Origin of the sequence: Streptomyces smyrnaeus, from assembly GCF_017676345.1 — a bacterium.
GTDB lineage: Bacteria > Actinomycetota > Actinomycetes > Streptomycetales > Streptomycetaceae > Streptomyces > Streptomyces smyrnaeus.
On the sequence record NZ_JAFFZM010000003.1, the window covers coordinates 22,911 to 47,550 of the forward strand.

General features: G+C 71.0%; 19 protein-coding genes. 17 read left to right on the forward strand and 2 right to left on the reverse strand.

What is annotated here, in order from left to right; all coding sequences use genetic code 11:
* Positions 1 to 4: 4 nt before the first annotated feature.
* From JW613_RS06245 to JW613_RS06305, 13 genes are all read left to right on the forward strand, one after another.
* Positions 5 to 1,906: a Mur ligase family protein gene (locus tag JW613_RS06245; RefSeq protein ID WP_443742839.1), complete on the forward strand. Its 1,902-nt coding sequence runs from the start codon at positions 5 to 7 to the stop codon at positions 1,904 to 1,906.
* Positions 1,903 to 3,336: a UDP-N-acetylmuramoyl-tripeptide--D-alanyl-D-alanine ligase gene (locus tag JW613_RS06250; protein WP_209209707.1), complete on the forward strand. Its 1,434-nt coding sequence runs from the start codon at positions 1,903 to 1,905 to the stop codon at positions 3,334 to 3,336. The genes JW613_RS06245 and JW613_RS06250 overlap by 4 nt, the downstream gene beginning before the upstream one ends.
* Positions 3,337 to 3,338: 2 nt before the next feature.
* On the forward strand, positions 3,339 to 4,403 hold the full coding sequence (gene mraY / locus JW613_RS06255; protein ID WP_209209984.1) for a phospho-N-acetylmuramoyl-pentapeptide-transferase: 1,065 nt from the start codon (positions 3,339 to 3,341) through the stop codon (positions 4,401 to 4,403).
* A 110-nt stretch (positions 4,404 to 4,513) separates the two neighbouring features.
* Positions 4,514 to 5,938: a UDP-N-acetylmuramoyl-L-alanine--D-glutamate ligase gene (gene murD / locus JW613_RS06260; RefSeq protein WP_245225165.1), complete on the forward strand. Its 1,425-nt coding sequence runs from the start codon at positions 4,514 to 4,516 to the stop codon at positions 5,936 to 5,938.
* A gap of 48 nt (positions 5,939 to 5,986) precedes the next feature.
* The gene (gene ftsW / locus JW613_RS06265; protein WP_209209708.1) at positions 5,987 to 7,384 is read left to right on the forward strand and encodes a putative lipid II flippase FtsW; all 1,398 of its coding nucleotides are present in this window, start codon (positions 5,987 to 5,989) and stop codon (positions 7,382 to 7,384) included.
* Between the two features lie 6 nt (positions 7,385 to 7,390).
* Positions 7,391 to 8,485 (forward strand): undecaprenyldiphospho-muramoylpentapeptide beta-N-acetylglucosaminyltransferase, encoded by a 1,095-nt coding sequence (gene murG / locus JW613_RS06270; RefSeq protein ID WP_209209709.1) that lies wholly within the window; start codon positions 7,391 to 7,393, stop codon positions 8,483 to 8,485.
* A 77-nt stretch (positions 8,486 to 8,562) separates the two neighbouring features.
* Positions 8,563 to 9,489 (forward strand): cell division protein FtsQ/DivIB, encoded by a 927-nt coding sequence (locus JW613_RS06275; RefSeq protein ID WP_307865812.1) that lies wholly within the window; start codon positions 8,563 to 8,565, stop codon positions 9,487 to 9,489.
* A 660-nt stretch (positions 9,490 to 10,149) separates the two neighbouring features.
* Positions 10,150 to 11,397, forward strand: a complete 1,248-nt coding sequence (ftsZ, locus tag JW613_RS06280) for a cell division protein FtsZ (protein WP_099879878.1) — start codon at positions 10,150 to 10,152, stop codon at positions 11,395 to 11,397.
* A 12-nt stretch (positions 11,398 to 11,409) separates the two neighbouring features.
* Positions 11,410 to 12,141: a peptidoglycan editing factor PgeF gene (pgeF, locus tag JW613_RS06285; protein WP_209209711.1), complete on the forward strand. Its 732-nt coding sequence runs from the start codon at positions 11,410 to 11,412 to the stop codon at positions 12,139 to 12,141.
* Positions 12,142 to 12,219: 78 nt separating this feature from the next.
* On the forward strand, positions 12,220 to 12,978 hold the full coding sequence (locus JW613_RS06290) for a YggS family pyridoxal phosphate-dependent enzyme (protein WP_209209712.1): 759 nt from the start codon (positions 12,220 to 12,222) through the stop codon (positions 12,976 to 12,978).
* A 140-nt stretch (positions 12,979 to 13,118) separates the two neighbouring features.
* Positions 13,119 to 13,757, forward strand: coding sequence for a cell division protein SepF (locus JW613_RS06295; RefSeq protein ID WP_099879870.1), 639 nt, complete (start codon positions 13,119 to 13,121; stop codon positions 13,755 to 13,757).
* Positions 13,758 to 13,821: 64 nt separating this feature from the next.
* Positions 13,822 to 14,106, forward strand: a complete 285-nt coding sequence (locus JW613_RS06300; RefSeq protein ID WP_099879868.1) for a YggT family protein — start codon at positions 13,822 to 13,824, stop codon at positions 14,104 to 14,106.
* A 52-nt stretch (positions 14,107 to 14,158) separates the two neighbouring features.
* Positions 14,159 to 15,328 carry a DivIVA domain-containing protein gene (locus JW613_RS06305; RefSeq protein ID WP_099879866.1) on the forward strand — a complete coding sequence of 390 codons (1,170 nt, stop codon included), beginning with the start codon at positions 14,159 to 14,161 and terminating at the stop codon, positions 15,326 to 15,328.
* A gap of 153 nt (positions 15,329 to 15,481) precedes the next feature.
* Here the strand turns inward: JW613_RS06305 and ileS are convergent, their stop codons facing one another.
* Positions 15,482 to 18,610 (reverse strand): isoleucine--tRNA ligase, encoded by a 3,129-nt coding sequence (gene ileS / locus JW613_RS06310; RefSeq protein WP_209209713.1) that lies wholly within the window; start codon positions 18,608 to 18,610, stop codon positions 15,482 to 15,484.
* 481 nt (positions 18,611 to 19,091) lie between these two features.
* On the opposite strand from ileS, the gene JW613_RS06315 reads away from it, so the two are divergent.
* Together JW613_RS06315 and lspA are read left to right on the forward strand one after the other, a co-directional pair.
* A complete protein-coding gene (locus JW613_RS06315) occupies positions 19,092 to 19,907 on the forward strand; it encodes a TraR/DksA family transcriptional regulator (RefSeq protein ID WP_209209714.1) in 816 nt (271 codons plus the stop codon).
* A 52-nt stretch (positions 19,908 to 19,959) separates the two neighbouring features.
* A complete protein-coding gene (gene lspA, locus JW613_RS06320; RefSeq protein ID WP_372447910.1) occupies positions 19,960 to 20,544 on the forward strand; it encodes a signal peptidase II in 585 nt (194 codons plus the stop codon).
* Positions 20,545 to 20,577: 33 nt separating this feature from the next.
* On the opposite strand, the gene JW613_RS06325 is transcribed toward lspA, so the two are convergent.
* On the reverse strand, positions 20,578 to 21,849 hold the full coding sequence (locus JW613_RS06325; protein WP_209209715.1) for a metallopeptidase domain-containing protein: 1,272 nt from the start codon (positions 21,847 to 21,849) through the stop codon (positions 20,578 to 20,580).
* Positions 21,850 to 22,073: 224 nt separating this feature from the next.
* Here JW613_RS06325 and JW613_RS06330 point away from each other — a divergent pair, with 224 nt between their 5' ends.
* Together JW613_RS06330 and JW613_RS06335 are read left to right on the forward strand one after the other, a co-directional pair.
* Positions 22,074 to 23,015, forward strand: a complete 942-nt coding sequence (locus JW613_RS06330; protein ID WP_209209716.1) for an RluA family pseudouridine synthase — start codon at positions 22,074 to 22,076, stop codon at positions 23,013 to 23,015.
* A 3-nt stretch (positions 23,016 to 23,018) separates the two neighbouring features.
* The gene (locus JW613_RS06335; RefSeq protein WP_209209717.1) at positions 23,019 to 24,623 is read left to right on the forward strand and encodes a Na+/H+ antiporter; all 1,605 of its coding nucleotides are present in this window, start codon (positions 23,019 to 23,021) and stop codon (positions 24,621 to 24,623) included.
* The last annotated feature ends 17 nt before the right edge of the window (positions 24,624 to 24,640 follow it).

Below are 24,640 nucleotides of genomic sequence, written 5' to 3' on the forward strand. Positions count from 1 at the left end.
CCACGTGAGAACGATCACTGACAGCGCGTACAACCTTCATGGATCGGCGCCGCCGCGCCCCTCGCTTCGCGGCACGGGTGTCCCGCCCGGTACGCTCACCGCCGTGCCACAAGCTGATCAGACCTCCCCCGAGTCCTTCCCTGGGCCGCCCCGCCCCATGCGGGTCACGCCCGTCCCGCTCGCGGAGCTGGCCCGACTGCTGGATGCCGACGAGCCCGGCGCTCCGGTGTCCGGCTCCACCGGTGCACCCGAGGGCGACACCGCGTCCGGAGCCGGCGTGTCCGTCACCGGCATCACCCACGACTCGCGCGCCGTACGCCCCGGTGACATCTACGCCGCGCTGCCCGGCGCCCGGCTGCACGGGGCGGACTTCGTGGAGCAGGCCCAGAGCCTGGGCGCCGCCGCCGTGCTGACCGACCCCGGCGGCACCGAGCGCGCCGCGGCCACCGGGCTGCCGGTGCTGACGGTGCCCGACCCGCGCGGCCGGATGGGGCAGCTGGCCGCCACCATCTACGGCAAGCCCGGCGAGGACCTGCTGCAGATCGGCATCACCGGAACCTCGGGCAAGACGACGACCGCGTATCTGGTCGACGGGGGGCTGCGCAAGGCAGCGCAGAAGGGCGAGCCACGCGTAGCGTGTCCTGCGAAGGGCGGTGGCGGGCGACGGGAGGGCGGGGGGCTGACCGGGCTGATCGGCACCGTCGAGTCGCGGATCGGCGACGAGCGCATCAAGTCGGAGCGCACCACACCGGAAGCCACCGACCTGCAGGCGCTGTTCGCGGTGATGCGGGAGCGCGGCGTCAGCTCGGTCGCCATGGAGGTCTCCAGCCACGCGCTGGTCCTCGGCCGGGTCGACGGCTGCGTCTTCGATGTCGCGGTGTTCAACAATCTCAGCCCCGAGCACCTCGACTTCCACCGCGACATCGAGGACTACTTCCAGGCCAAGCGGCAGCTGTTCACCCCGGAGCGCTCGCGGGCCGCGGTGGTCAACTTCGACGACGAGTACGGCTTCCGGCTGCTGACCGAGCTCCAGGACGAGGGCTTCCCCGTCACCAGCTTCTCCGCCGAGGGCCACCCGGACGCGGACTGGCGGGCCGAGGACGTGGAGGTCGGCCCGCTCGGCTCGACGTTCACCGCCGTGGGCCCCGACGGCCAGGAAGTGCTCGCCGGCGCCCCCATCGCCGGGCCCTTCAACGTCGCCAACGCGCTGGCCGCGCTCACCGCGCTGGCCGCCGCCGGAATCGACCCGAACATCGCCGCCGAGGGCATCAGCGCCGTCCCCGGTGTCCCCGGTCGCCTCCAGCGGGTGGACGCCGGCCAGGACTACCTCGCCATCGTCGACTACGCACACAAACCGGACGCCGTCGAGTCCGTGCTGTATGCCGTCCGCAAGGTCACCGAGGGCGCCGTGCACGCGGTTCTGGGCTGCGGCGGTGACCGCGACCCGCACAAGCGGCCCGCCATGGGTGCCGCGCTGGCCCGGCTGTCCGACACGGCGGTGCTCACCTCGGACAACCCGCGCTCGGAGGACCCGCTCGCGATCCTGGCCACCATGCTCGGCGGCGCCGCCGAGGTCCCCGCCCACGAGCGCGGCATCGTGCTGGTCGAGGAGGACCGGGCCGCCGCCATCCGGGCCGCCGTCGCCCGGGCCGAACCCGGCGACACCGTCCTCATCCTGGGCAAGGGACACGAACAGGGTCAGGACATCGCCGGTGTGGTGCGCCCCTTCGACGACGTCCAGGTCCTGTACGACTCCATCCGCGCCCGGGCGGCCGAGCAGGCTCCGGCCGGCCCGATGCACGCCCCGACGCACACCGTGGCGGCACCGTCGCCCTCGTCCCCCGCTCTCTCCGTTCCTCCTTCCGAATCCTCCGCGAACCACCGGACAGACAACCAGAACCGATGATCCCCCTCTCCCTCGCAGAGATCGCCGCCCTCACCGGCGGACGGCAGCACGACATAACGGACCCGGAAGCGCGGATCACCGGGCCGGTGGTGATCGACTCCCGGGAGGCGGGCCCCGGTGCGCTCTTCGCGGCGTTCGCCGGTGAGCGTGCCGACGGCCACGAGTTCGCCGCCTCCGCCGTCGCCTCGGGCGCCGTCGCCGTGCTCGCCACCCGTCCCGTCGGTGTCCCGGCGATCGTCGTCGACGACGTCACCCGCGCCCTGGGCGCCCTGGCCCGGCACGCCGTGCACAAGCTCGGCACCCGGGTCGTCGCGCTGACCGGGTCCAGCGGCAAGACCAGCACCAAGGATCTGATCGCCCAGCTGCTGGGGCGGCTGGGCCCGACGGTGTGGCCGGAAGGCTCGCAGAACAACGAGATCGGCCTGCCGCTGACCGCCCTGCGCGCGGACGAGTCCACCCGGCACCTGGTGCTGGAGATGGGCGCCCGCGGCATCGGCCACATCCGCTACCTCACCGAGCTCACCCCGCCCGGCATCGGCGTCGTGCTCAACGTCGGCACGGCGCACATCGGCGAGTTCGGCGGGCGCGAGCAGATCGCCCAGGCCAAGGGCGAACTGGTCGAGACGCTGCCGACGGCCGACGAGGGGGGAGTGGCGGTACTCAACGCCGACGACCCGTACGTCCGCGCCATGGCAGCGCGTACCGAGGCCCGCGTCCTGCTCTTCGGCGAGTCCCCGGAATCGGACGTACGGGCCGAAAACGTGCGGTTGTCGGAACGCGGCACACCAGCTTTCACCCTTCACACACCTACCGGGTGCGGCGATGTGACCATGCGCCTGTACGGTGAGCATCACGTGTCGAACGCGCTCGCCGCGGCGGCCGTCGCCCACCAACTGGGCATGCCTGCTGGGGACATCGCCGACGCGCTCTCCTCGGCGAGCACGCTCTCCCGTTGGCGGATGGAGGTCACCGAGCGCGCCGACGGCGTCACGGTCATCAACGACGCCTACAACGCCAACCCCGACTCCATGCGGGCAGCGCTCCGTGCGCTGTCGGCCATGGGGGAGGCGGCGAAGGCCCGGGGGGGCCGGACCTGGGCGGTGCTGGGCGAGATGGCCGAGCTCGGCGACGATGCGCTCGCCGAGCACGACGCGATCGGACGGCTCGCCGTCCGGCTCAACGTCAGCAAGCTCGTGGCAGTCGGAGGCCGGGAGGCCGCCTGGCTCGACATGGGTGCCAAGAACGAGGGTTCGTGGGGTGAGGAGTCGGTGCATGTGTCCGGCACTGAGGCGGCCGTCGACCTGCTGCGCGGTCAGCTGCGCGCGGGAGATGTCGTACTGGTGAAGGCCTCCCGGTCGGTGGGCTTGGAGAAGGTGGCGGCTGCCCTCCTCGAGGACGGATCCAGGGAGGGTGAGGGCTCCGCCCGATGACGATGAAGCAGATCCTCTTCTCCGGGGTCATCGGACTCTTCCTGTCCCTGATCGGGACCCCCCTGCTGATCAAACTGCTCGCCTCGCGCGGCTACGGCCAGTTCATCCGCGACGACGGCCCGCAGAACCACCACAGCAAGCGCGGCACCCCCACCATGGGCGGTATCGCCTTCATCCTGGCGACGGTGCTCGCCTATGCGCTCACCAAGCTCATCACGGGGGAGCAGCCGTCCTTCTCCGGTGTGCTGGTGCTCTTCCTGTTCGCCGGGATGGGCCTGGTCGGCTTCCTGGACGACTACATCAAGATCGTCAAACAGCGCAGCCTGGGGCTGCGCGCCAAGGCGAAGATGGCCGGCCAGCTCATCGTCGGTATCGCCTTCGCCCTCCTCGCGCTCAGCTTCGAGGACGCGCGCCAGCTCACCCCCGCCTCCACCAAGCTCTCCTTCACCCAGGACTTCGGCTGGGCCCTGCCGCCCGTGCTGTTCGTCGTCTGGGCGCTGTTCATGATCCTGGCGATGTCCAACGGCGTGAACCTCACCGACGGCCTCGACGGTCTGGCGACCGGCGCCTCGGTGATGGTCTTCGGCGCCTATGTCTTCATCTGCGTGTGGGAGTACCAGGAGTCCTGTGCGCACATCGCCACCGCGGGACCCGGCTGTTACGAGGTACGAGATCCGCTCGACCTGGCCGTGGTCGCGGCCGCGCTGATGGGTGCCTGCTTCGGCTTCCTGTGGTGGAACACCTCGCCGGCGAAGATCTTCATGGGCGACACCGGCTCCCTCGCCCTCGGCGGCGCGCTGGCGGGCCTGGCCATCTGCTCGCGCACCGAACTGCTGCTGGCCATCCTCGGCGGCCTGTTCGTGCTGATCACCATGTCGGTGGTCATCCAGGTCGGCTCCTTCCGGCTCACCGGCAAGCGCGTCTTCAAGATGGCCCCGCTCCAGCACCACTTCGAACTCAAGGGGTGGTCCGAGGTCCTTGTCGTGGTCCGGTTCTGGATCATCCAGGGCATGTGCGCCATCGTCGGCGTCGGCATCTTCTACGCGGGCTGGGCGGCGAGCAAGTGACCGCCCAGGACGCGACGGGCCAGGACGCGACGGGCCGCACGAACCTGGCGAAGCTCACCGAGGAACTGTCCGGCAAGCACGTCACCGTCGCCGGACTCGGCGTCAGCGGTATGCCGGCGGCCAAGGTGCTGCACCGTCTCGGGGCCCGGGTCACGGCCGTCAACGGCGGCGACGGGCAAGGCCCGCGCCGCCAGGCCGCCGAACTGGAGGCGCTCGGGATCGCCGTCCGGCTCGGCGACGACCGGACGCTCCCCGAGGGCACCGAGCTGATCGTCACCACCCCCGGCTTCAAACCCGCCGCCCCCCTCTTCCGGGCGGCGGCCGAGGCGGGCGTACCGGTGTGGGGCGATGTGGAGCTGGCCTGGCGGCTGCGGGGGCCCGACGCTCCGCCGTGGCTCGCGGTCACCGGCACCAACGGCAAGACGACCACCGTCCAGATGCTCGCCAGCATTTTGCGCGCGGCCGGGCTGCGGACGGCGGCGGTCGGTAACATCGGCGTCTCCCTCATCGATGTCGTCCTGGAGCAGGAGCCCTACGCGGGCCTCGACGTGCTCGCCGTCGAACTCTCCAGCTACCAGCTGCACTGGGCCCCGGGCCTGCGTCCGCACTCCGGCGCGGTCCTCAACCTCGCCCCCGACCACCTCGACTGGCACGGCTCGATGGAGGCGTACGCCGCCGACAAGGGCCGCATCTACGAGGGCAACCAGGTGGCCTGCGTCTACAACGCCGACGACGCCGGCGGCTCGGACAACGCAGCCGGTACCGGCGCGGACCCCGCGCCCCGCACCGAGGACCTGGTGCGGGCCGCCGACGTGGTGGAGGGTGCCCGCGCCATCGGCTTCACCCTCGGTACCCCGGCGCCCTCCCAACTCGGCGTGGTGGAGGGCGTGCTGGTCGACCGCGCCTTCGTCGCGGACCGGCAGCAGCAGGCGCAGGAGCTGGCCGAGATCGGCGACGTCCACCCCCCGGCGCCGCACAACATCGCCAACGCGCTCGCCGCGGCGGCCCTGGCGCGCGCCTTCGGTGTACCGGCCGCGGCCGTACGCGACGGACTGCGCGCCTTCCGTCCGGACGCGCACCGCATCACCCACGTCGCCGAGGTGGACGGTGTCTTTTTCGTCGACGACTCCAAGGCCACCAACACGCACGCGGCCGAGGCGTCGCTCGCCGCCTACGACTCGATCGTGTGGATCGCGGGCGGGCTGGCCAAGGGGGCGACGTTCGACGAACTGGTCGCCAGGTCGGCGCCCCGGCTGCGCGGCGTCGTACTGATCGGCGCCGACCGGGAGCTGATCGGACAAGCCCTGGCGCGACACGCCCCCGATGTGCCCGTGGCCGACCTCGAACGCACGGACACTGGGGCGATGGCGGAGGCTGTCCGCGAAGCGATGTCGATGGCCCGGCCCGGGGATACCGTACTGCTGGCTCCCGCGTGCGCCTCGATGGACATGTTCGTCAACTACAACGCGCGTGGCGACGCGTTCGCCGAGGCGGTCCGGGCCCTCGCCGCCGCCGCAGGCCACAGCGAGCAGTAGACCCCGTCCCCGTCGGCCGAGGACGCGGGTGAGACGGAGGGGATACGGATGACGGCGCGATCCGCCAAACCGCCCACGCCCCGGCGCGCGCGCAGCCAACCCGCGCCCATGCGTCCGCCGAAGCGCCCCGAGGCACCCGGGGGCGGCGCGGCACCGAAGCGGCTCTACGCCCGCGCCAAGCGCGCCTGGGACCGCCCGTTGACGGCGTACTACCTGATCATGGGCGGTAGCGCGCTCATCACCGTCCTCGGGCTGGTGATGGTCTTCTCCGCCTCGCAGATCCAGGCACTCCAGTCCGGACTGCCCTCCACCTACTACTTCCGCAAGCAGCTGGTGGCCGCCGGGATCGGGGCGGTGCTGCTGCTGGCCGCCTCGCGGATGCCGGTACGGATGCACCGGGCACTGGCCTATCCGCTGCTTGTCGTCTCCATCTTCCTGATGTGCCTGGTGCAGGTGCCCGGCGTGGGACAGGAGGTGAACGGGAACCAGAACTGGATCTATCTGGGCGGCCCGTTCCAGCTCCAGCCCAGCGAGTTCGCCAAGCTGGCACTCGTCCTGTGGGGCGCCGACCTGCTCGCGCGCAAGGGCGGGAAGAAGCTGCTCACCCAGTGGAAGCACCTGCTGGTACCGCTGGTGCCGGTCGTGCTGCTGCTGCTCGCGCTCATCATGCTCGGCGGCGACATGGGCACCGCTCTCATCGTCGCCGCCGTGCTCTTCGGACTGCTGTGGCTGGCGGGCGCGCCCACCCGGCTGTTCACGGGCGTACTCGTGATCGCCCTGACGGCCGCCGCGCTGCTGGTCACCTCCAGCCCCAACCGGATGGCCCGCCTCGGCTGCATCGGCGCAACCGATCCGGGCCCCGACGACCGGTGCTGGCAGGCCGTGCACGGGATCTACGCGCTGGCCTCCGGAGGATGGTTCGGTTCCGGACTGGGTGCGAGTGTGGAAAAATGGGGCCAACTCCCCGAACCCCACACCGATTTCATCTTCGCCGTGACCGGGGAGGAACTCGGTCTGGCGGGGACGCTGTCGGTACTCGCCCTCTTCGCGGCTCTAGGCTATGCGGGTATCCGCGTGGCCGGACGCACGGAGGACCCCTTCGTGAGGTATGCCGCGGGAGGCGTGACAACGTGGATCACGGCGCAAGCGGTGATCAACGTGGGTGCGGTGCTCGGTCTGCTGCCGATCGCCGGGGTCCCCCTCCCGCTGTTCTCCTACGGTGGGTCCGCCCTGCTGCCGACGATGTTCGCTGTCGGACTGCTGATCGCCTTCGCGCGCAGCGACCCGGCGGCACGCGCTGCCCTGGCCGTGCGGCAGCCCGCCCTGTGGCAGCGCACGTCTCGGGGAGGGCCGGCAGGGGTGCTGCGATCGGGGACCGCCCCCGGCCGGAAGAGAGAGAAGACGATGAGACGGCGTGCCGGAAGGCCGCCGTCCGGAGAGCGGTGAAACAGCGTGCACGTCGTACTCGCCGGTGGGGGGACCGCCGGCCACATCGAGCCCGCGCTCGCCCTCGCGGACGCCCTGCGCAGGCAGGACCCGACCGTGGGGATCACGGCCCTCGGTACCGAGCGCGGTCTGGAGACGCGGCTGGTGCCGGAACGCGGCTACCAACTGGAGCTGATTCCGGCCGTTCCGCTGCCGCGCAAACCCACGCCCGAGCTGATCACCGTGCCGGGCCGGCTGCGCGGCACCATCAAGGCCGCCGAGCAGATCCTGGAGCGTGCCAAGGCCGACTGCGTCGTCGGCTTCGGCGGCTATGTGGCGCTGCCCGGCTATCTGGCCGCCAAGCGCGCCGGTGTGCCGATCGTCGTGCACGAGGCCAACGCCCGCCCGGGACTCGCCAACAAGATCGGCTCCCGCTATGCGCACGGCGTCGCCGTCTCCACACCGGACAGCAAGCTGCGGGGGGCGCGCTACGTCGGTATCCCGCTGCGCCGCTCCATCGCGACCCTCAACCGCGCCGCCGTACGCCCCGAGGCGCGTGCCGCCTTCGGGCTGTCCCCCAACCTGCCGACGCTGCTGGTCTCCGGCGGCTCGCAGGGTGCGCGCCGGCTCAACGAGGTCGTCCAGCAGGTCGTTCCGCACTTCCAGCGCGCGGGGATCCAGATCCTGCACGCGGTCGGGCCCAAGAACGAACTCCCCCACGTGGACCAGATGCCCGGAATGCCGCCCTATGTACCGGTACCGTATGTGGACCGGATGGACCTCGCGTACGCGGCGGCCGACATGATGCTCTGCCGCGCGGGCGCGATGACCGTAGCGGAGCTGTCGGCCGTCGGGCTGCCCGCCGCCTACGTCCCGCTGCCGATCGGCAACGGCGAACAGCGGCTCAACGCCCAGCCGGTCGTCAAGGCCGGCGGCGGACTCCTCGTCGACGACGCGGAGCTGACGCCGGAGTGGATCCAGGGCAATGTGCTCCCGGTCCTCTCCGACCCGCAGCGGCTCACCGCCATGTCGCGCGCGGCAGCCGAGTTCGGCCGTCCGGACGCCGATGAACTGCTTGTCGGCATGGTGTACGAGGCGATCGCCGCGGGCCGCCGGGACTGACCCGGCGGGCGCGGAGGCGGCAGCTCGCCGAGAACGCAGAAAGCAGGGTGGTCCTTGTGGTCAGAGCTGCCAAAGCCGTGAAGGCATCGAAGTCGTCCAAGCCGTCCAAGGGCTCCAAGGCGTCCGCGGCGTCCCGGTCGACCGGCGAGTCCGACCCGGTACGGCCGCGGGGCAAGGCCGTCGGCCAGGGCCGAAGTGCCGGCGTCCGCGTCGGTGCCCGTCCCGGCGCGCGAGCCGGCGCCGCCGGCCATGACCGCGCCCTTGAGGAGCCGGCGCGCCCGGAAGGAGCCGGACCGCGCCTGCGGCGGCGGCGCCTTCTCGTCCTGCTGCTCCTCCTCGCGGTCCTGCTGGGTGGCTTCGGCAGCTGGGTGCTGTACGGCTCGCCGTGGCTGCGCATCGAGTCCGTCTCCGTCACCGGCACCCGGGTACTGAGCGACTCCGAGGTCGTCCGCGCGGCGGCGGTCCCCGACGGGGAGCCGCTCGTCTCCATCGACAAGTCGGCCGTACAGCGGCGTGTACGGGAGGCCCTGCCCCGGGTTCGCGAGGTGACGGCCGAGCGGTCCTGGCCGCACGGCGTCGTACTCACCGTGACGGAAAGACGGCCGGAACTGGTCATGGAGAAGGCCGGAAAATATGTGGAAGTGGACTCCGAGGGCGTGCGATTCGCCACAGTCGGCAAGCCACCGAAAGGCGTTCCGCTTCTTGTCCTGGAACCGGGCCGTCCGGCGGCCGAGCGGTACTTCTCAACGGCACGGCTGCGCCGGGAAGCGGCAAGGGTCACAGACGCTCTCCCCGATTCCGTCCACCGCGCCACCCGCGCCGTGCGGGTGGGTTCCTACGACGACATCACCCTGAAGCTGACCGGAGGTCGCACGGTGCGGTGGGGAAGCTCCGAGCACAGCGCGCAGAAGGCGAGAGCGCTGACCGCTGTGATGAAAGCCGCCAAGGACGCCGAACACTTCGATGTCACCGCTCCCAGTGCCCCGGCCGCATCCGACAGTTAGCCGTCACCGCACTGATCGCGTCCTCTTCGGCCGGATTCGGTGAAGGCTTGGCGTATCCGCTTGCGTGGCCGCTCCGGGCTGTGGTCTTCCCGCTAACCCCCGTACCCCCAGCCGGGTTCGGCGAACGGCTGGAGTCCACCGTTCCGTGGCCGCGTCAGTTGACCGGAGCTGCCCCACATGATCAGGCTGATGTCCTCGCCGGGAGCGAACCGTCCAGTTGACGGGCATCGCTGCTGGTGAGCACCCTGGTTGGCTGCTGCTCGGCCCACTCGTACAGGGTCCTGCGTTCCGCGGGGGGTTGACCCCCGTACCCCCCGCCGGGATCGGCGAAGGGGCGCAGGCGTCCGGCGCGGTGGACGGTGTTGTGGCCGGGGATCGGCGAACGGCTGGAGTCTCCGCCACCTGTGGCCGTGTCAGTTGACGCGTATCGCCGCTGGTGAGCACCCTGGATGGCTACTGCTCGGTCTGATCACATAGGGTGAAAAGAAAAACGGGAGGTTCGGCGTGTTCGTTGAACACCCAGCACTTGTCGACTTAGTGTCCGTTGAGAAGAGTCCAAGTAAGACAGGCACTGGTAACCCTAAACTTCACACTTAGGGTTCGGGTCGGCGTTCGAACCGCCCCACAGGGATACGTAACTCGAGGCGAGAGGCCTTCGACGTGGCAGCACCGCAGAACTACCTCGCAGTCATCAAGGTCGTCGGTATTGGCGGCGGTGGCGTGAACGCCATCAATCGGATGATCGAGGTCGGTCTCAAGGGCGTCGAGTTCATCGCGATCAACACTGACGCGCAAGCCCTGTTGATGAGCGACGCCGACGTCAAGCTCGATGTGGGCCGCGAGCTGACTCGCGGCCTCGGTGCCGGCGCCAACCCGGACGTCGGCCGCAAGGCCGCAGAGGACCACCGCGAGGAGATCGAGGAGGTCCTCAAGGGGGCCGACATGGTCTTCGTGACCGCGGGCGAGGGTGGCGGCACCGGCACCGGTGGCGCTCCCGTCGTGGCGAACATCGCCCGCTCGCTCGGCGCCCTCACCATCGGTGTCGTCACCCGTCCCTTCACCTTCGAGGGGCGTCGCCGGGCCAATCAGGCCGAGGACGGCATCGCGGGACTGCGCGACGAGGTCGACACCCTGATCGTCATTCCGAACGACCGGCTGCTGTCCATCTCCGACCGCCAGGTCAGCGTGCTGGACGCCTTCAAGTCGGCGGACCAGGTGCTGCTCTCCGGTGTCCAGGGCATCACCGACCTCATCACCACCCCGGGCCTCATCAACCTCGACTTCGCGGACGTCAAGTCCGTGATGTCCGAGGCGGGATCGGCTCTGATGGGCATCGGCTCGGCGCGCGGGGACGACCGCGCGGTGGCCGCTGCCGAGATGGCCATCTCCTCGCCGCTGCTGGAGGCGTCCATCGACGGCGCGCGGGGTGTGCTGCTGTCCATCTCGGGCGGCTCCGACCTCGGTCTGTTCGAGATCAACGAGGCCGCCCAACTGGTGAGCGAGGCGGCCCACCCCGAGGCGAACATCATCTTCGGTGCCGTCATCGACGACGCACTCGGCGACGAGGTGCGGGTGACCGTCATCGCCGCCGGGTTCGACGGTGGGCAGCCGCCTTCCAAGAAGGGGGAGAAGGCGCTCGGCCAGCCGTCGTCCGCGGCCTCTTCGGCTCCGTCCTCCTACAAGGACGAGCCGTCCGCCGCCTCCGCCGACCCGGAGCCGGAGCGCCCCTCGTTCAGCGGCCTCGGCTCGGTGGCCCCGCCGCGCGAGGAGGACACCCCGCCCCGCCCGGAGCCGGCACCGGTGAGCGAGGTGCCGCCGCCTCCGGCCGCCACCCCGCAGGTGCCGCCGGCCCGCCCGTACCACGACAGCCAGGCGGAAGAGCTGGATGTGCCGGACTTCCTGAAGTGATAGCTGCCTGAAGTGATAGCTGTACAAGAGACGGCCGGCGGCGCGCACTTCGCCTTCACCGACAGGTGGGGCGGGGTGAGCGCCGCTCCGTATGAGGAGCTCAATCTCGGCGGCGCGGTCGGCGACGACCCCGAAGCGGTACGGACCAACCGTCGGCGGGCCGCGCATGCGCTCGGGCTGTCGCCCGACGAGGTGGTCTGGATGCATCAGGTGCACGGGCGCGACGTCGCCGTCGTCGATCGCCCGTTCGGCGCCGACGCGCCGCCCGTCGACGGGGTGGTGACGGCGCGCCGGGGGCTCGCGCTCGCGGTGCTCACCGCCGACTGCACTCCGGTGCTGCTGGCCGACCCGGTCGCGGGGATCGTGGGCGCGGCGCACGCCGGGCGCCCCGGGGTGCTGGCGGGCGTGGCGGAGGCGACGGTGGAGGCCATGGTGCGGCTCGGCGCCGAGCCGGAGCGCATGGTCGCCCGTACCGGCCCCGCCGTCTGCGGCAAGTGCTACGAGGTGCCCGACGCGATGCGCTCCGAGATCGCCGAGGCCGTTCCGGAGGCGTACGCGACCACGCGGCAGGGGACCCCGGCCGTCGACATGGCCGCGGCGGTGCGGGCCCAGCTCGGCCGGGCGGGGGTCGCACAGTGCGCTCAGTCCTCCGTGTGCACGCTGGAGTCCGCCGATCATTTCTCGTACCGCCGGGACAAGACGACGGGAAGGCTTGCGAGTTATGTCTGGATCGAGGCGAGCTGAGAAGTGACGGCACAGATGTCCCCTGAGCCTCGTGGGTCCCATGAGTCCTCTGCGCCCGCTGAGCCCTCTGCTGCGGCTTTGGAGGCTTTCGGGGGTACCGGGGATGGAAAGTCCCCGGAGGCGGCGCGCAAGGCGGAGCTGGCCGCGAATCTCGCCCGGGTGGAGGAGCGCATCGAGAGCGCTTGTTTCGCGGCGGGGCGCAAGCGCGAGGACGTCACCCTCGTCGTCGTGACCAAGACCTACCCCGCCGGTGATGTGCGGCTGCTGGCCGAGCTGGGGGTGCGGGACGTGGCGGAGAATCGCGACCAGGAGGCCGCGCCGAAGGCCGCCGCCTGTGCGGATGCCGGGCTCACCTGGCATTTCGTCGGCCAGCTGCAGACCAACAAGGCCCGTTCGGTTGCCGGTTACGCCGACCGTGTCCACTCGGTGGACCGCGCCCGGCTGGTGACCGCGCTCTCGAACGCCGCCGTGCGCGCGGAACGCGAGATCGGGTGTCTGATCCAGATCGCCTTTGACGCCGAGTCAGGCTCGGTGGGGGAGCGCGGCGGTGTGGCACCCGACGGTGTGACGGATCTCGCCGAGGCGGTGACGGCCGCCCAAGGTCTGCGGCTCGACGGAGTGATGACCGTCGCACCGCTGACCGGTCCGCTGGCCGGGCGCCCGCGGGCGGCTTTCGACCAACTGTTGGAAATCTCAACCGCCCTGCGAGTGGCGCATCCTGCTGCGACCATGGTGTCTGCGGGAATGAGCTCGGATCTCGAAGAGGCGGTGCTTGCCGGTGCGACACATGTGCGCGTCGGCAGCGCGGTACTCGGAGACCGACCCCGGCTCCGGTAACGTCGCGAAGCGAGTTGGGCCACAGCAGAATATATGGTCATTTCCGCCGGAAAGGCCGGTCGGAGAGGCTGCGTGGATCATCCCAGGGCCACCGGTGACGGGGGCGGAGTCGATCCACCACAGAGCGGAGGACGCAGAGAATGGCCGGCGCGATGCGCAAGATGGCGGTCTACCTCGGCCTCGTGGAGGACGATGGGTACGACGGCCGGGGATTCGACCCTGACGACGAGTTCGAGCCCGAGCCCGAGCCCGAACGTGACCGTCGACGGTATGAGTCGGAACAATCACACCATTCCCTCCAAAAGACCGAACCCGAGGAGCCGGTGAGGGTTGCTCACCCCCCGGCGCAGCGGGAGCGGGAACCGGAGCCGGCTCCGGCGGTTGCGGCCGAAAGCGGACGAGCCGGGAGAATTGCTCCGGTGTCATCCATCACACCTGAACGCCAGAATGTCGAGAAGAGTGCCCCGGTGATCATGCCCAAGGTTGTGTCCGAACGTGAGCCGTACCGGATCACCACATTGCACCCTCGGACCTACAACGAAGCCCGTACCATCGGGGAACACTTCCGTGAGGGCACTCCGGTGATCATGAATCTGACGGAGATGGACGACACCGACGCGAAGCGACTTGTCGACTTTGCGGCTGGTCTGGTCTTCGGTCTGCACGGCAGTATCGAGCGAGTGACGCAGAAGGTGTTCCTGCTGTCTCCTGCTAACGTCGATGTCACGGCGGAGGACAAGGCCCGCATCGCAGAGGGCGGGTTCTTCAACCAGAGCTGAGACGCAGGAACCAGGAACAGGCCGCCAAGGCCGCACGGGAGCCCCAGGGGAGAGGGACGCGCAGATGAGAACCGCACTGGACGTGGTCCAAATCGCGCTGTACTGCTACCTGCTCGTGCTGATCTTCCGGCTGGTGATGGACTACGTCTTCCAGTTCGCCCGCTCATGGCAACCCGGCAAGGCGATGGTGGTCGTTCTTGAGGCCACCTACACTGTCACCGATCCGCCACTCAAGCTTCTGCGGCGGTTCATCCCACCGCTGCGCTTCGGGGGCGTGGCGCTCGACCTGTCCTTCTTCGTACTCATGATCATCGTCTACATCCTGATCAACGTCGTGGCCAGGCTGTGAACGATCGGAATGGTCTTGCCGATATGCCGACGACTTACGTTGAGGTGAAGAGATGCCCCTGACCCCCGAGGACGTGCGGAACAAGCAGTTCACGACCGTCCGTCTGCGTGAAGGCTATGACGAGGACGAGGTCGATGCCTTCCTCGATGAGGTCGAAGCCGAGCTGACCCGGCTGCTGCGGGAGAACGAGGACCTGCGCGCCAAGCTGGCTGCGGCCACGCGCGCGGCCGCGCAGAACCAGCAACAGCAACAAGGCGGTATGCGAAAGCCTCCTGAACCTCAGGACAGGCAGCAGCAGCAAGGCGGGGCCCCTGTGCCCGCCGCCATATCCGGACCGCAGCCCGTCCCGCCCCAACAGCAGGGCATGGGCGGCCCGCCGCAGCTTCCCGGCGGACAGGCACAGCTCCCCGCGGGCCCCGGCGGCCCCGGTGGACACGGCGGTCCCGGTGGCCCGGGCCCGCAGGGCGGTCCGATGGGCCCAGGTGGCCCCGGCCCGCAGCAGGGCGGCCCCATGGGTCCCGGTGGCCCGCAGGGCGGCCCGCAGATGCCCGGCGGCGGCCAGAACAACGACAGCGCGGCCCGCGTGCTGTCGCTGGCCCAGCAGACCGCCGACCAGGCGATCGCGGAGGCCCGCAGTGAGGCCAACAAGATCGTCGGCGAGGCACGCAGCCGCGCCGAGGGTCTGGAGCGGGACGCGCGCGCCAAGGCCGACGCGCTGGAGCGGGACGCGCAGGAGAAGCACCGGGTAGCGATGGGCTCGCTGGAGTCCGCCCGCGCCACCCTGGAGCGCAAGGTCGAGGACCTGCGCGGCTTCGAACGCGAGTACCGCACGCGGCTGAAGTCGTACCTGGAGAGCCAGCTGCGGCAGTTGGAGAACCAGGCCGACGACTCGCTCGCGCCGCCGCGGACGCCGGCGACCGCCTCGCTGCCCGCGCCGTCGATGGCCCCGGCCGGAGCCGGTGCCCCCGCCGGTGCCGCCGCCAACGGTGGCGGACACCAGACGATGGGTGGCAACGGGCACTCCATGGGCGGCCACGGTGGCGGCCCCGGCGGTGGACCGCACACCCAGGGCGGTGCCGGGCAGTCCTACGGCGGGCAGCAGCAGATGTCGCCCGCCATGACACAGCCGATGGCACCGGTGCGGCCGCAGGGCGGTCCGCAGGCGGCCCAGCAGGCGCCGTCGCCGATGCGGGGCTTCCTCATCGACGAGGACGAGAGCTGACGCTCACGCCGCGCCGAGTGCGCTGATCGACGGGCCGGGCCCCCGGGAGCACCTTCCGCTCCCGGGGGCCCGGCCCGTTCTCATGGAGCGAAGGGCACCCCCACCCGTGAGGGTGAGGGTGCCCTTCGCCGTCGGCGCCCGCGGGGGCGGCGCTCAGCGCTTGCGGAGGCGGAACGTCAGGGACAGGGCCTCGTCCTCGAAGGCGGGGCCCTCCACCTCGTTCGGATCGCCCTGGGCGAACTCCTCGGCGAGGACCTCCTCGGCGATGAGGAAGGTGTGCTCGGCCAGGGCGCGGGCCACCTCCTCGTCGTCGGACTGCCAGCGCAGCTCGATCCGGTCGGCGACATCGAGCCCGGAGTTCTTACGGGCCTCCTGGATGAGCCGGATGGCATCGCGGGCCAGGCCCGTGCGCCGCAGCTCGGGGGAGATCTCCAGATCGAGCGCGACGGTGGCGCCCGAGTCGGAGGCCACCGACCAGCCCTCACGGGGCGTCTCGGTGATGATGACCTCCTCCGGGCCGAGGGCGACGGTCTCCCCGTTCACCCGCACGGTGGCGGTGCCCTCCCGCAGGGCCACCGACAAGGCGGCGGCGTCGGCCTCGGCGATGGCCTTGGCGACGGTCTGGGTCTCCTTGCCGAACCGGCGGCCCAGCGCCCGGAAGTTGGCCTTGGCCGTGGTGTCGACGAGCGAGCCGCCGACCTCCGAGAGGGAGGCGAGCTGCTCGACGTTCAGCTCCTCCGTGATCTGGGTGCGCATCTCGGGGGAGAGGGTCTCGAAGCCGTGCGCGGCGATGAGCGCGCGGGACAGCGGCTGGCGGGTCTTGACGCCGGACTCGGCGCGCGAGGCGCGGCCCAGTTCCACCAGTCGGCGCACCAGCAGCATGTCCTGGGACAGCTCGGGGTCGATACGGCTGAGGTCGGCCTGCGGCCAGGAGGTCAGATGGACCGAGTCGGGGGCCCCGGGGGTGACCGGGACGACGAGGTCCTGCCAGACGCGCTCGGTCAGGAACGGGGTGATCGGCGCCATCAGCCTGGTGACCGTCTCGATCACGTCGTGCAGCGTACGCAGCGCCGCGGCGTCGCCCTGCCAGAAGCGGCGGCGGGAGCGGCGGACGTACCAGTTGGACAGGTCGTCGACGAAGGTGGACAGCAGCTTGCCGGCGCGCTGGGTGTCGTAGCCGTCCATGGCGAGGGTGACCTGGTCGATCAGGGCGTGCAGTTCGCTCAGCAGCCAGCGGTCCAGCAGCGGACGCTTGTGCGGCGCCGGGTCGGACTCGGAGGGCGCCCAGCCGGCCGTACGGGCGTAGAGGGCCTGGAAGGCGACGGTGTTCCAGTACGTCAGCAGGGTCTTGCGGACGACTTCCTGGATGGTGCCGTGGCCGACCCGGCGCGCGGCCCAGGGGGAGCCGCCCGCGGCCATGAACCAGCGCACCGCGTCCGCGCCGTGCTGTTCCATCAGCGGGATGGGCTCCAGGATGTTGCCCAGGTGCTTGGACATCTTGCGGCCGTCCTCGGCGAGGATGTGGCCGAGGCAGACGACGTTCTCGTAGGAGGACTTGTCGAACACGAGGGTGCCGACGGCCATCAGGGTGTAGAACCAGCCGCGGGTCTGGTCGATGGCCTCCGAGATGAACTGCGCCGGATAGCGCTTCTCGAACAGCTCCTTGTTCTTGTACGGGTAGCCCCACTGGGCGAAGGGCATGGAGCCGGAGTCGTACCAGGCGTCGATGACCTCAGGGACGCGCTCCGCCTCCAGCGTGCAGCCCTCGGTGGGGCAGCCGAAGGTGACCGCGTCGATGTAGGGGCGGTGCGGGTCGAGGCCCGACTGGTCGCTGCCGGACAGCTCGCTCAGCTCGGCCAGCGAGCCGACGCAGGTGAGGTGGCCCTCCTCGCAGCGCCAGATGGGCAGCGGGGTGCCCCAGTAGCGGTTGCGGGACAGTGCCCAGTCGATGTTGTTGTCGAGCCAGTCGCCGTAGCGGCCGTGCTTGACCGAGTCGGGGAACCAGTTGGTCGCCTCGTTCTCCCGCAGCAGCGCTTCCTTGATCTGCGTCGTGCGGATGTACCAGGACGGCTGCGGGTAGTAGATGAGGGCCGTGTGGCAGCGCCAGCAGTGGGGGTAGCTGTGTTCATAGGCCACGTGCCGGAACAGGATGCCGCGGGCCTCCATGTCCGCCACCAGGGCCTCGTCGGCCTTCTTGAAGAACTGGCCGCCGACCAGGTCCAGGTCGGGCTCGAAGGTGCCGTCCGAGCGGACGGGCACCACCGGGGAGATCCCGTTGGCGCGGGCCACCCGGAAGTCGTCCTCACCGAAGGGCGCCAGGTGCACCATGCCGGTGCCGTCCTCGGTGGTGACATAGGTGTCGTTGACGACGAAGTGCGCATCGGGGATGTCGACCAGCTCGAAGGGGCGCTGGTAGTGCCAGCCGTTCATCTCCCGGCCCGTGTAGCGCTCGCCCGTGATGTGCCAGCCTTCCCCGAGCGCCTTGTCCACCAGCGGCTCGGCGACGACGATCTTGTCGGTGCCGTCGGAGGCGACGACGTAGGTGACGTCCGGGTGCGTGGCCACGGCCAGGTTGGAGACCAGCGTCCAGGGCGTGGTCGTCCACACCATCAAGGACGCCTCGCCGGCCAGCGGGCCGGAGGTGAGCGGCATCCGGACGTAGACGGAGGGGTCCACCACCGTCTCGTAGCCCTGCGCCAGCTCGTGGTCGGACAGGCCGGTGCCGCAGCGGGGGCACCAGGGAGCGACGCGATGGTCCTGGACCAGCAGGCCCTTGGTGAAGATCTGCTTGAGCGACCACCAGACCGACTCGATGTACTCGGGGTTCATCGTGCGGTAGGCGTCGTCCATGTCGACCCAGTAGCCCATCCGGGTCGTCAGCTCGGCGAAGGCGTCGGTGTGGCGGGTCACCGACTCGCGGCACTTGGCGTTGAACTCGGCGATGCCGTAGTTCTCGATGTCCTGCTTGCCGTTGAAGCCCAGCTCCTTCTCCACGGCCAGCTCGACCGGCAGGCCGTGGCAGTCCCAGCCGGCCTTGCGGGCCACGTGGTAGCCGCGCATGGTGCGGAAGCGGGGGAAGACGTCCTTGAAGACGCGGGCCTCGATGTGGTGCGCTCCGGGCATGCCGTTCGCGGTGGGCGGGCCCTCGTAGAAGACCCACTCGGGGCGGCCTTCGGACATCTCGAGGCTGCGGGCGAACACCTTGCTCTCGCGCCAGAAGTCGAGCACCGCGCGCTCCAGCGCGGGCAGGTCGACCTGGGCGGGCACCTGGTTGTATTGCATCGGCGGGTCTTCTTCCTCCGGCGGACATCGGGAAGATGCTGCGCGTCTTCGCTTCCGTCGGAGGGACGAGCTCGCCTGCCTGGTCGGCGGCGGACCCGCGGTACCACCCTCCTTGACGGCGGGCCGTGCCCACCGCCCCCTCATTGGGACAGCGCTGCCGGTTCTACTCGCCCGGAGGAGTCGCGCTCCTTCGGGTTTTCTTCCGGCGGCTCCGGGGTGATCTTCACGCCGCGCTCGCCTCCGGGCTCCCACCGTCCCCGGATCGCTCTGGGCTGCTCACGGACGCTACTCGTCCCCATCGACGCCTTTCGCCGTCCCCAGTGTACGGGGATCCGCCCGCGGCAACGGACCGGTTTTCGAGCGCCCGGGCGGGGCACAAAGGTTGCAGACCGGCGTGCCCCGTTGCCGTGTGCTTGAAGTCGATTTATCGTTCCGGTCACGTTTCGCGAGCAAGATCACAAAATGTGAAGGGGCCGCGGTCATGGTGGCGGAGGAGAGCGCCGCGAAGAAGACGGCAGCATCGAAGAAGGCCACAGACGCCGGGGACAGGGCCGCGGCAGCGAAGAAGGTTCCCGGCAAGGCGGCGCCGGCGAAGAAGTCGGTCGCCAAGAAGGTACCGGCCAAGAAGGCATCGGCGAAGAAGGCGGGGGCGAAGAAGGCACCGGCGAAGAAGGCTCCGGCGAAGAAAGCCGCGGCGAAAGGGACCGCGGGGGAACGGGCGGCGGCGGAAGTGACGGCGGCCGAAGCGGCAGCGGACCGGCCGGAGAGCGCCGCACAGGCGCCCGACGAGCAGGCCGCGCAGACGACGACGGGAGCAGGGACGGTGGCTGCGAAGAAGACTCCGGCGGTGACGGAGGCCGAGGCGGTGCCCTCGGCGCGGAGCGGGGTGGGCCCGGCGGCCCCCGGCGAACTGCCGGTACGCCCGGACGAGGACCCCTGGACCCCGGAAGAGGTCGAGGAGGCGCGCTCGGGGCTGCGGGACGAGGCCGGGCGGCTGCGGCAGGAGATCGTCTCCGCCGAGGAGGCGCTCAGCGGTCTGATGCGGGACTCGGGCGACGGTGCCGGTGACGACGACGCCGACACCGGGACCAAGAACATCACCCGCGAGCACGAGATGGCGCTGGCCGCCAACGCGCGCGAGATGCTCTATCAGAGCGAGCGGGCGCTGGAGCGGCTGGACGCGGGGACGTACGGGCTGTGCGAGAACTGCGGCAAGCCCATCGGGAAGGCCAGGATGCAGGCGTTCCCGCGGGCCACGCTGTGCGTGGAGTGCAAGCAGAAGCAGGAGCGCCGCTGATCGCGGGCAACGCCGTGACCGTCGCCGTCCGCGTGTGTCGTACCCTCAAAGCGTGACTGAGGTGGAGCGGCCTGTCGATGGCCCCGACGACAGCGCGGCCGGCGGCGGCGAAGACGAGCGCACGGAAGGGGAGTCTTCCGCTCCGGAGCGGCGCAGGCGCCGGATCGGTGTGCTGGCCTCGGTGGCGGGGCTCGCTCTGGCGCTGGATCTGGTCAGCAAGCTGCTGGTGGTCGCCAAGCTGGAGAACCACGCGCCGATCGAACTGCTCGGCTCCTGGCTCCAGCTGAACGTCATCCGCAACCCCGGCGCCGCCTTCGGTCTGGGCGAGGCGCTGACGCTGCTGCTGACCGCCATCGCGGTGGCCGTCGTGGTGGTGATCGCGCGGATCGCCCGCAAGCTCTACAGCACCCCCTGGGCGATCGCGCTCGGACTGCTGCTGGGCGGCGCGTGCGGCAATCTGACCGACCGGATCTTCCGGGCGCCGGGCGTCTTCCAGGGTGCCGTCGTGGACTTCATCGCGCCCAAGCACTTCGCCGTCTTCAACCTCGCCGACTCGGCCATCGTGTGCGGCGGCATCCTGATCGTGCTGCTCTCCTTCCGCGGCCTGGACCCGGACGGGACCGTCCACCGGGACTGAGCCCCACCGGCCCCGGCGCCGTCGCCGCGGCGTTCAGCCGCCGTGACCGCCGTCGCGGGGCACCTCGACCCGCACGCCGTAGGCGCCCTCGTCCCCGCCGCCGGTGACGGTGATCCGTATGCCGCCGGGAAAGGTGTGGCTCTCGCCGGGGGCGAAGGGCGCGTCCGACATCTCGGCCAGTTCGGTGGGCAGCCGCCCCGCGCAGGCGGCCCCGCCGCCGCTGCGGGGCCGGGAGTCGACGACGCGGACGGGCCCCTCACCGGTGGGCTTGGCGGAGTCGACGGTGTACAGGAGTACCCCCTCCGCGCAGATGTCCCGGTCCAGGCCGGAGCGGGTGCGCGCCTCGGCGACGATCGCGCGGTGCCGGCCCGTCCGTATGACGGTCAGGCCCGCGTCGCTGGAGCTGACCGGGGAGAGGGTGTGCTCGGTGGTGCCGGCCGAGGTGACGCAGCCGACCCGGGAGCGGGGCAGCCAGCCGAACTTCCACTTGTGCCAGCCCAGCAGGTCGGAGATCCCGGCCATGCTCATGGTGTCCCAGCCGCCCGCGTACTCGACGGAGGCGTTCTCGGAGACGTTGTAGAGGTCGGGCAGGCCGTAGAGGTGGTGGGCCTCGTGCACGAAGTTGCCCCGCTGCCACAGCGCCGAGTCGGAGGCGCGGCCGAAGATCAGTGCCGCTCCGTGCACCCGGGTGCCCGCTGCCCTGAGCCCGTCGAAGGTGTGGGCCTGGGAGACGGTGGGTGCGGCGGGCAGATTGCTGTCGGCGACGATGAAGACGAGATCGGCGCCGTGCACGTCGGTGCCCTGGCGCTGTGCGGCCTCCAGCGCGTCCTGGACGTAGCCGCGCATCAGGCCGGTCGGGATGCCGCGGGTGATCCCGTAGGAGGACCACGGCCGCGGCATGCGTATCCAGTCGGAGCTGGACCGGGTCTCCAGCCGGTACTTCCCGAACGAGGCCCGGTCCCAGAAGCGGTTGCCGTACCGGGAGAAGAAGCGGGCACGCTCCCGGGCCGGGGTCACCGCGGGGTGGTCGCTGAAGTCGACCATCAGCATCAGCGCCCGCTTGTGGCCCTGGGGGTGTACATAGGCCGAGTCGAGCGGGCCCTCGTCGGTGCCGGTGCCGGGCGCTATGGCGCAGGGGCCCGAGATACCGGCGGCTGCCGCCGTCTCGATCGGGGTCACGGTGAGGCAGGCGGTGGCCAGCGCGGTGGCCACCGCCAGCGCGCGCCGACGGGTGGGGCTGCGGCGTATGCCGGACTCCGCGCCGGCCTCCGGCGCGGAGTGCTTCGGTGTCCTGCGCGGCGTCATCGGCCATTCCCTCCGGTTTCGCTCGCCGGTCCCGAGGCTCTTGTCACACCGTCGGCCCAGGGAGGGCCCGTCGCACTCCGGGGACGGCTGCGCGGGTGAGGCGGTTCGCGGCGGAGCCGTCCGCGCGACTGCGGAGGGCGCGGAGGACGCCCGGACGGTGTTCCCGCCCACCGCCGACCAGGCGACGTGCGGTGGGTACCTGGCCGTCCGGCATACTCGATCAGGTGAGCACGCTTCCTGAAACCCGCACCCTGCCCGTACCCGACGGCCTCGAAGGCGAGCGCGTCGATGCCGCGCTCGCCCGGATGTTCGGATTCTCGCGGACCAAGGCGGCGGAACTGGCCGCGGGCGGGAAGGTGCTGCTGGACGGGGCACCGGCGGGCAAGTCCGACCGGGTGCAGGGCGGGGCCTGGATCGAGGTCGAGATGCCCCGGCAGGCGCAGCCGGTACAGATCGTCGCCGAGCCGGTCGAGGGCATGGAGATCGTCCATGACGACGACGACATCGTGGTGATCGTCAAGCCGGTGGGTGTCGCGGCCCACCCCAGCCCGGGCTGGAGCGGCCCCACCGTCATCGGCGGGCTGGCCGCCGCCGGGTACACCATCGCCACCTCGGGCGCCGCCGAGCGGCAGGGCATCGTGCACCGGCTGGACGTGGGCACCTCGGGGCTGATGGTCGTCGCCAAGTCCGAGCGGGCCTACACGCTGCTCAAGCGGCAGTTCAAGGAGCGCACCGTCGACAAGCGCTACCACGCGCTCGTCCAGGGCCACCCCGACCCGCTCAGCGGCACCATCGACGCCCCCATCGGCCGCCACCCGCAGCACGACTACAAGTGGGCGGTCACCTCCGACGGCAAGCCCTCGGTGACCCACTACGACCTGATCGAGGCGTTCCGCGCCGCCAGCCTGCTCGACATCAAGCTGGAGACCGGCCGCACCCACCAGATCCGGGTGCACATGGCCGCCCACCGGCACCCCTGCGTGGGCGACCTCACCTACGGCGCCGACCCGAAGCTGGCCAAGCGGCTGCGGCTGGAGCGCCAGTGGCTGCACGCGGTGCGGCTCGGCTTCGAGCACCCGGGCGACGGGAGCCGGGTCGAGTACGAGAGTGCTTACCCGGCGGATCTGCAGGCCGCACTGGACAAGGTGCGCGCCGAGAGCTCCTGATCCATGGATCAGCTCGCCCTCTTCTTCGCCCTGCTGCTCGCCGCCGTGTTGATGGTCCCGCTGGGGGACAAGCTCAAGCTGCCCTCGCCGGTGCTGATGACGATCTTCGGCGGGATACTGGCGCTGATCCCCTCCATCCCGAACGTCTCGCTGCCGCCCGAGTACATCCTGCCGCTGGTGCTGCCGCCGCTGATCTACGCGGCGGCCCAGCGCACCTCCTGGCGGCAGTTCGCGGCGAACAAACGGCCGATCTTCCTGATGGCCGTCGCGCTGGTCTTCGTCACCACCGCCGCGGTGGCCGCCGTCGCCAACGCGCTGGTACCCGCGCTCGGTGTCGCCGGGGCCGTGGCGCTGGGCGCACTGGTGGCGCCGCCCGACCCGGTGGCCGCCACCGCCGTCGCCGGGAACCTCGGACTGCCGCGGCGGCTGGTCTCCGCACTGGAGGGCGAGGGCCTGTTCAACGACGTGACGGCGATCACCCTCTATCACGTCGCCATCGCCGCCGCCGTGACGGGCTCGTTCTCGCTGCCCGTCGCCGTGGGCGAACTGGTGCTCTCCGCGGTGGTGGCCGTCGCCGTCGGCCTGGGACTCGGCTGGCTCACCGGCAAGCTGATGGGCTACCTCGGCGACGCCACCTTGCAGAGCGGGCTGAGCCTGCTGGTGCCGTTCGCCTCCTACGTGCTCGCCGAGGAGCTGATGGGTTCGGGCGTGCTCGCCGTGCTGACGACGGCGCTCTATCTGGCGTCCGGACACGCGGTGGACGCGGACGACGTACAGGGCAGGCTGGCCGGGCAGACGTTCTGGCAGATCGTGGACACCCTGGTCACCGGTATCGCGTTCGGGCTGATCGGGCTCGAACTGCACACCATCTTCGGCACCGTCCAGGAGGACTGGCGGCAGCTGCTGCCGGCGGCTCTGGCCGTCGTCGGCGTCGTGGTCGTCCTGCGGCTGCTGTGGCTGCTGCCCTCCGCCTGGCTGGCGCAGCGGCTGCACCGGCGCAAGGACCTGGACGAGGACATCCCGCGCAACTGGCGGGAGACCGTCGTGGTGTGGTGGGCCGGGATGCGCGGGGTGGCCTCGGTCGCGCTGGCGCTGGCCGTCCCGCTGTCCGTCGAGCCGGAGGCCGGGGGCGGCGCGTTTCCCGGCCGGGAGGCGATCATCTTCATCGCCTTCGCGGTGGTGATCGTGACATTGATCTTCCAGGGGTTGACGCTGCCCAGGCTGGTGCGGCGGCTGAAGGTGCAGTCCGACAGCGCCGCCGAGCGGGAGCTGGAGCGGCAGCTGGCGCTGCGGGTCGCCAAGGCGGCCCGCAAGCGGCTCAAGGAGATCGAAGAGGTCGAGGAGTTGCCCGAAGAGGTCTCCGAGGCGCTGGTGCGCCGGGCCTGGGACGTGGGCGCGCGGATCTCCCCCGAGATCGTCGGTGAGGAGCGCCGGGCCGCGCACAGCAAGCGGGTGGCCCGGGCGCAGAAGATCCGGCGGCTCCAGGGCGAGCTGCTCTCGGCCGCCCGGCACGAGGTGATCGCCGCGCGCGGCGAGGCAGGTGTCGACCCGGAGGTGGTGGACCGGGTGCTGCACCAGCTCGATGTCCGCAGCTTCCGGGGGACCTGAGCGGGTTGCGGCCGGGG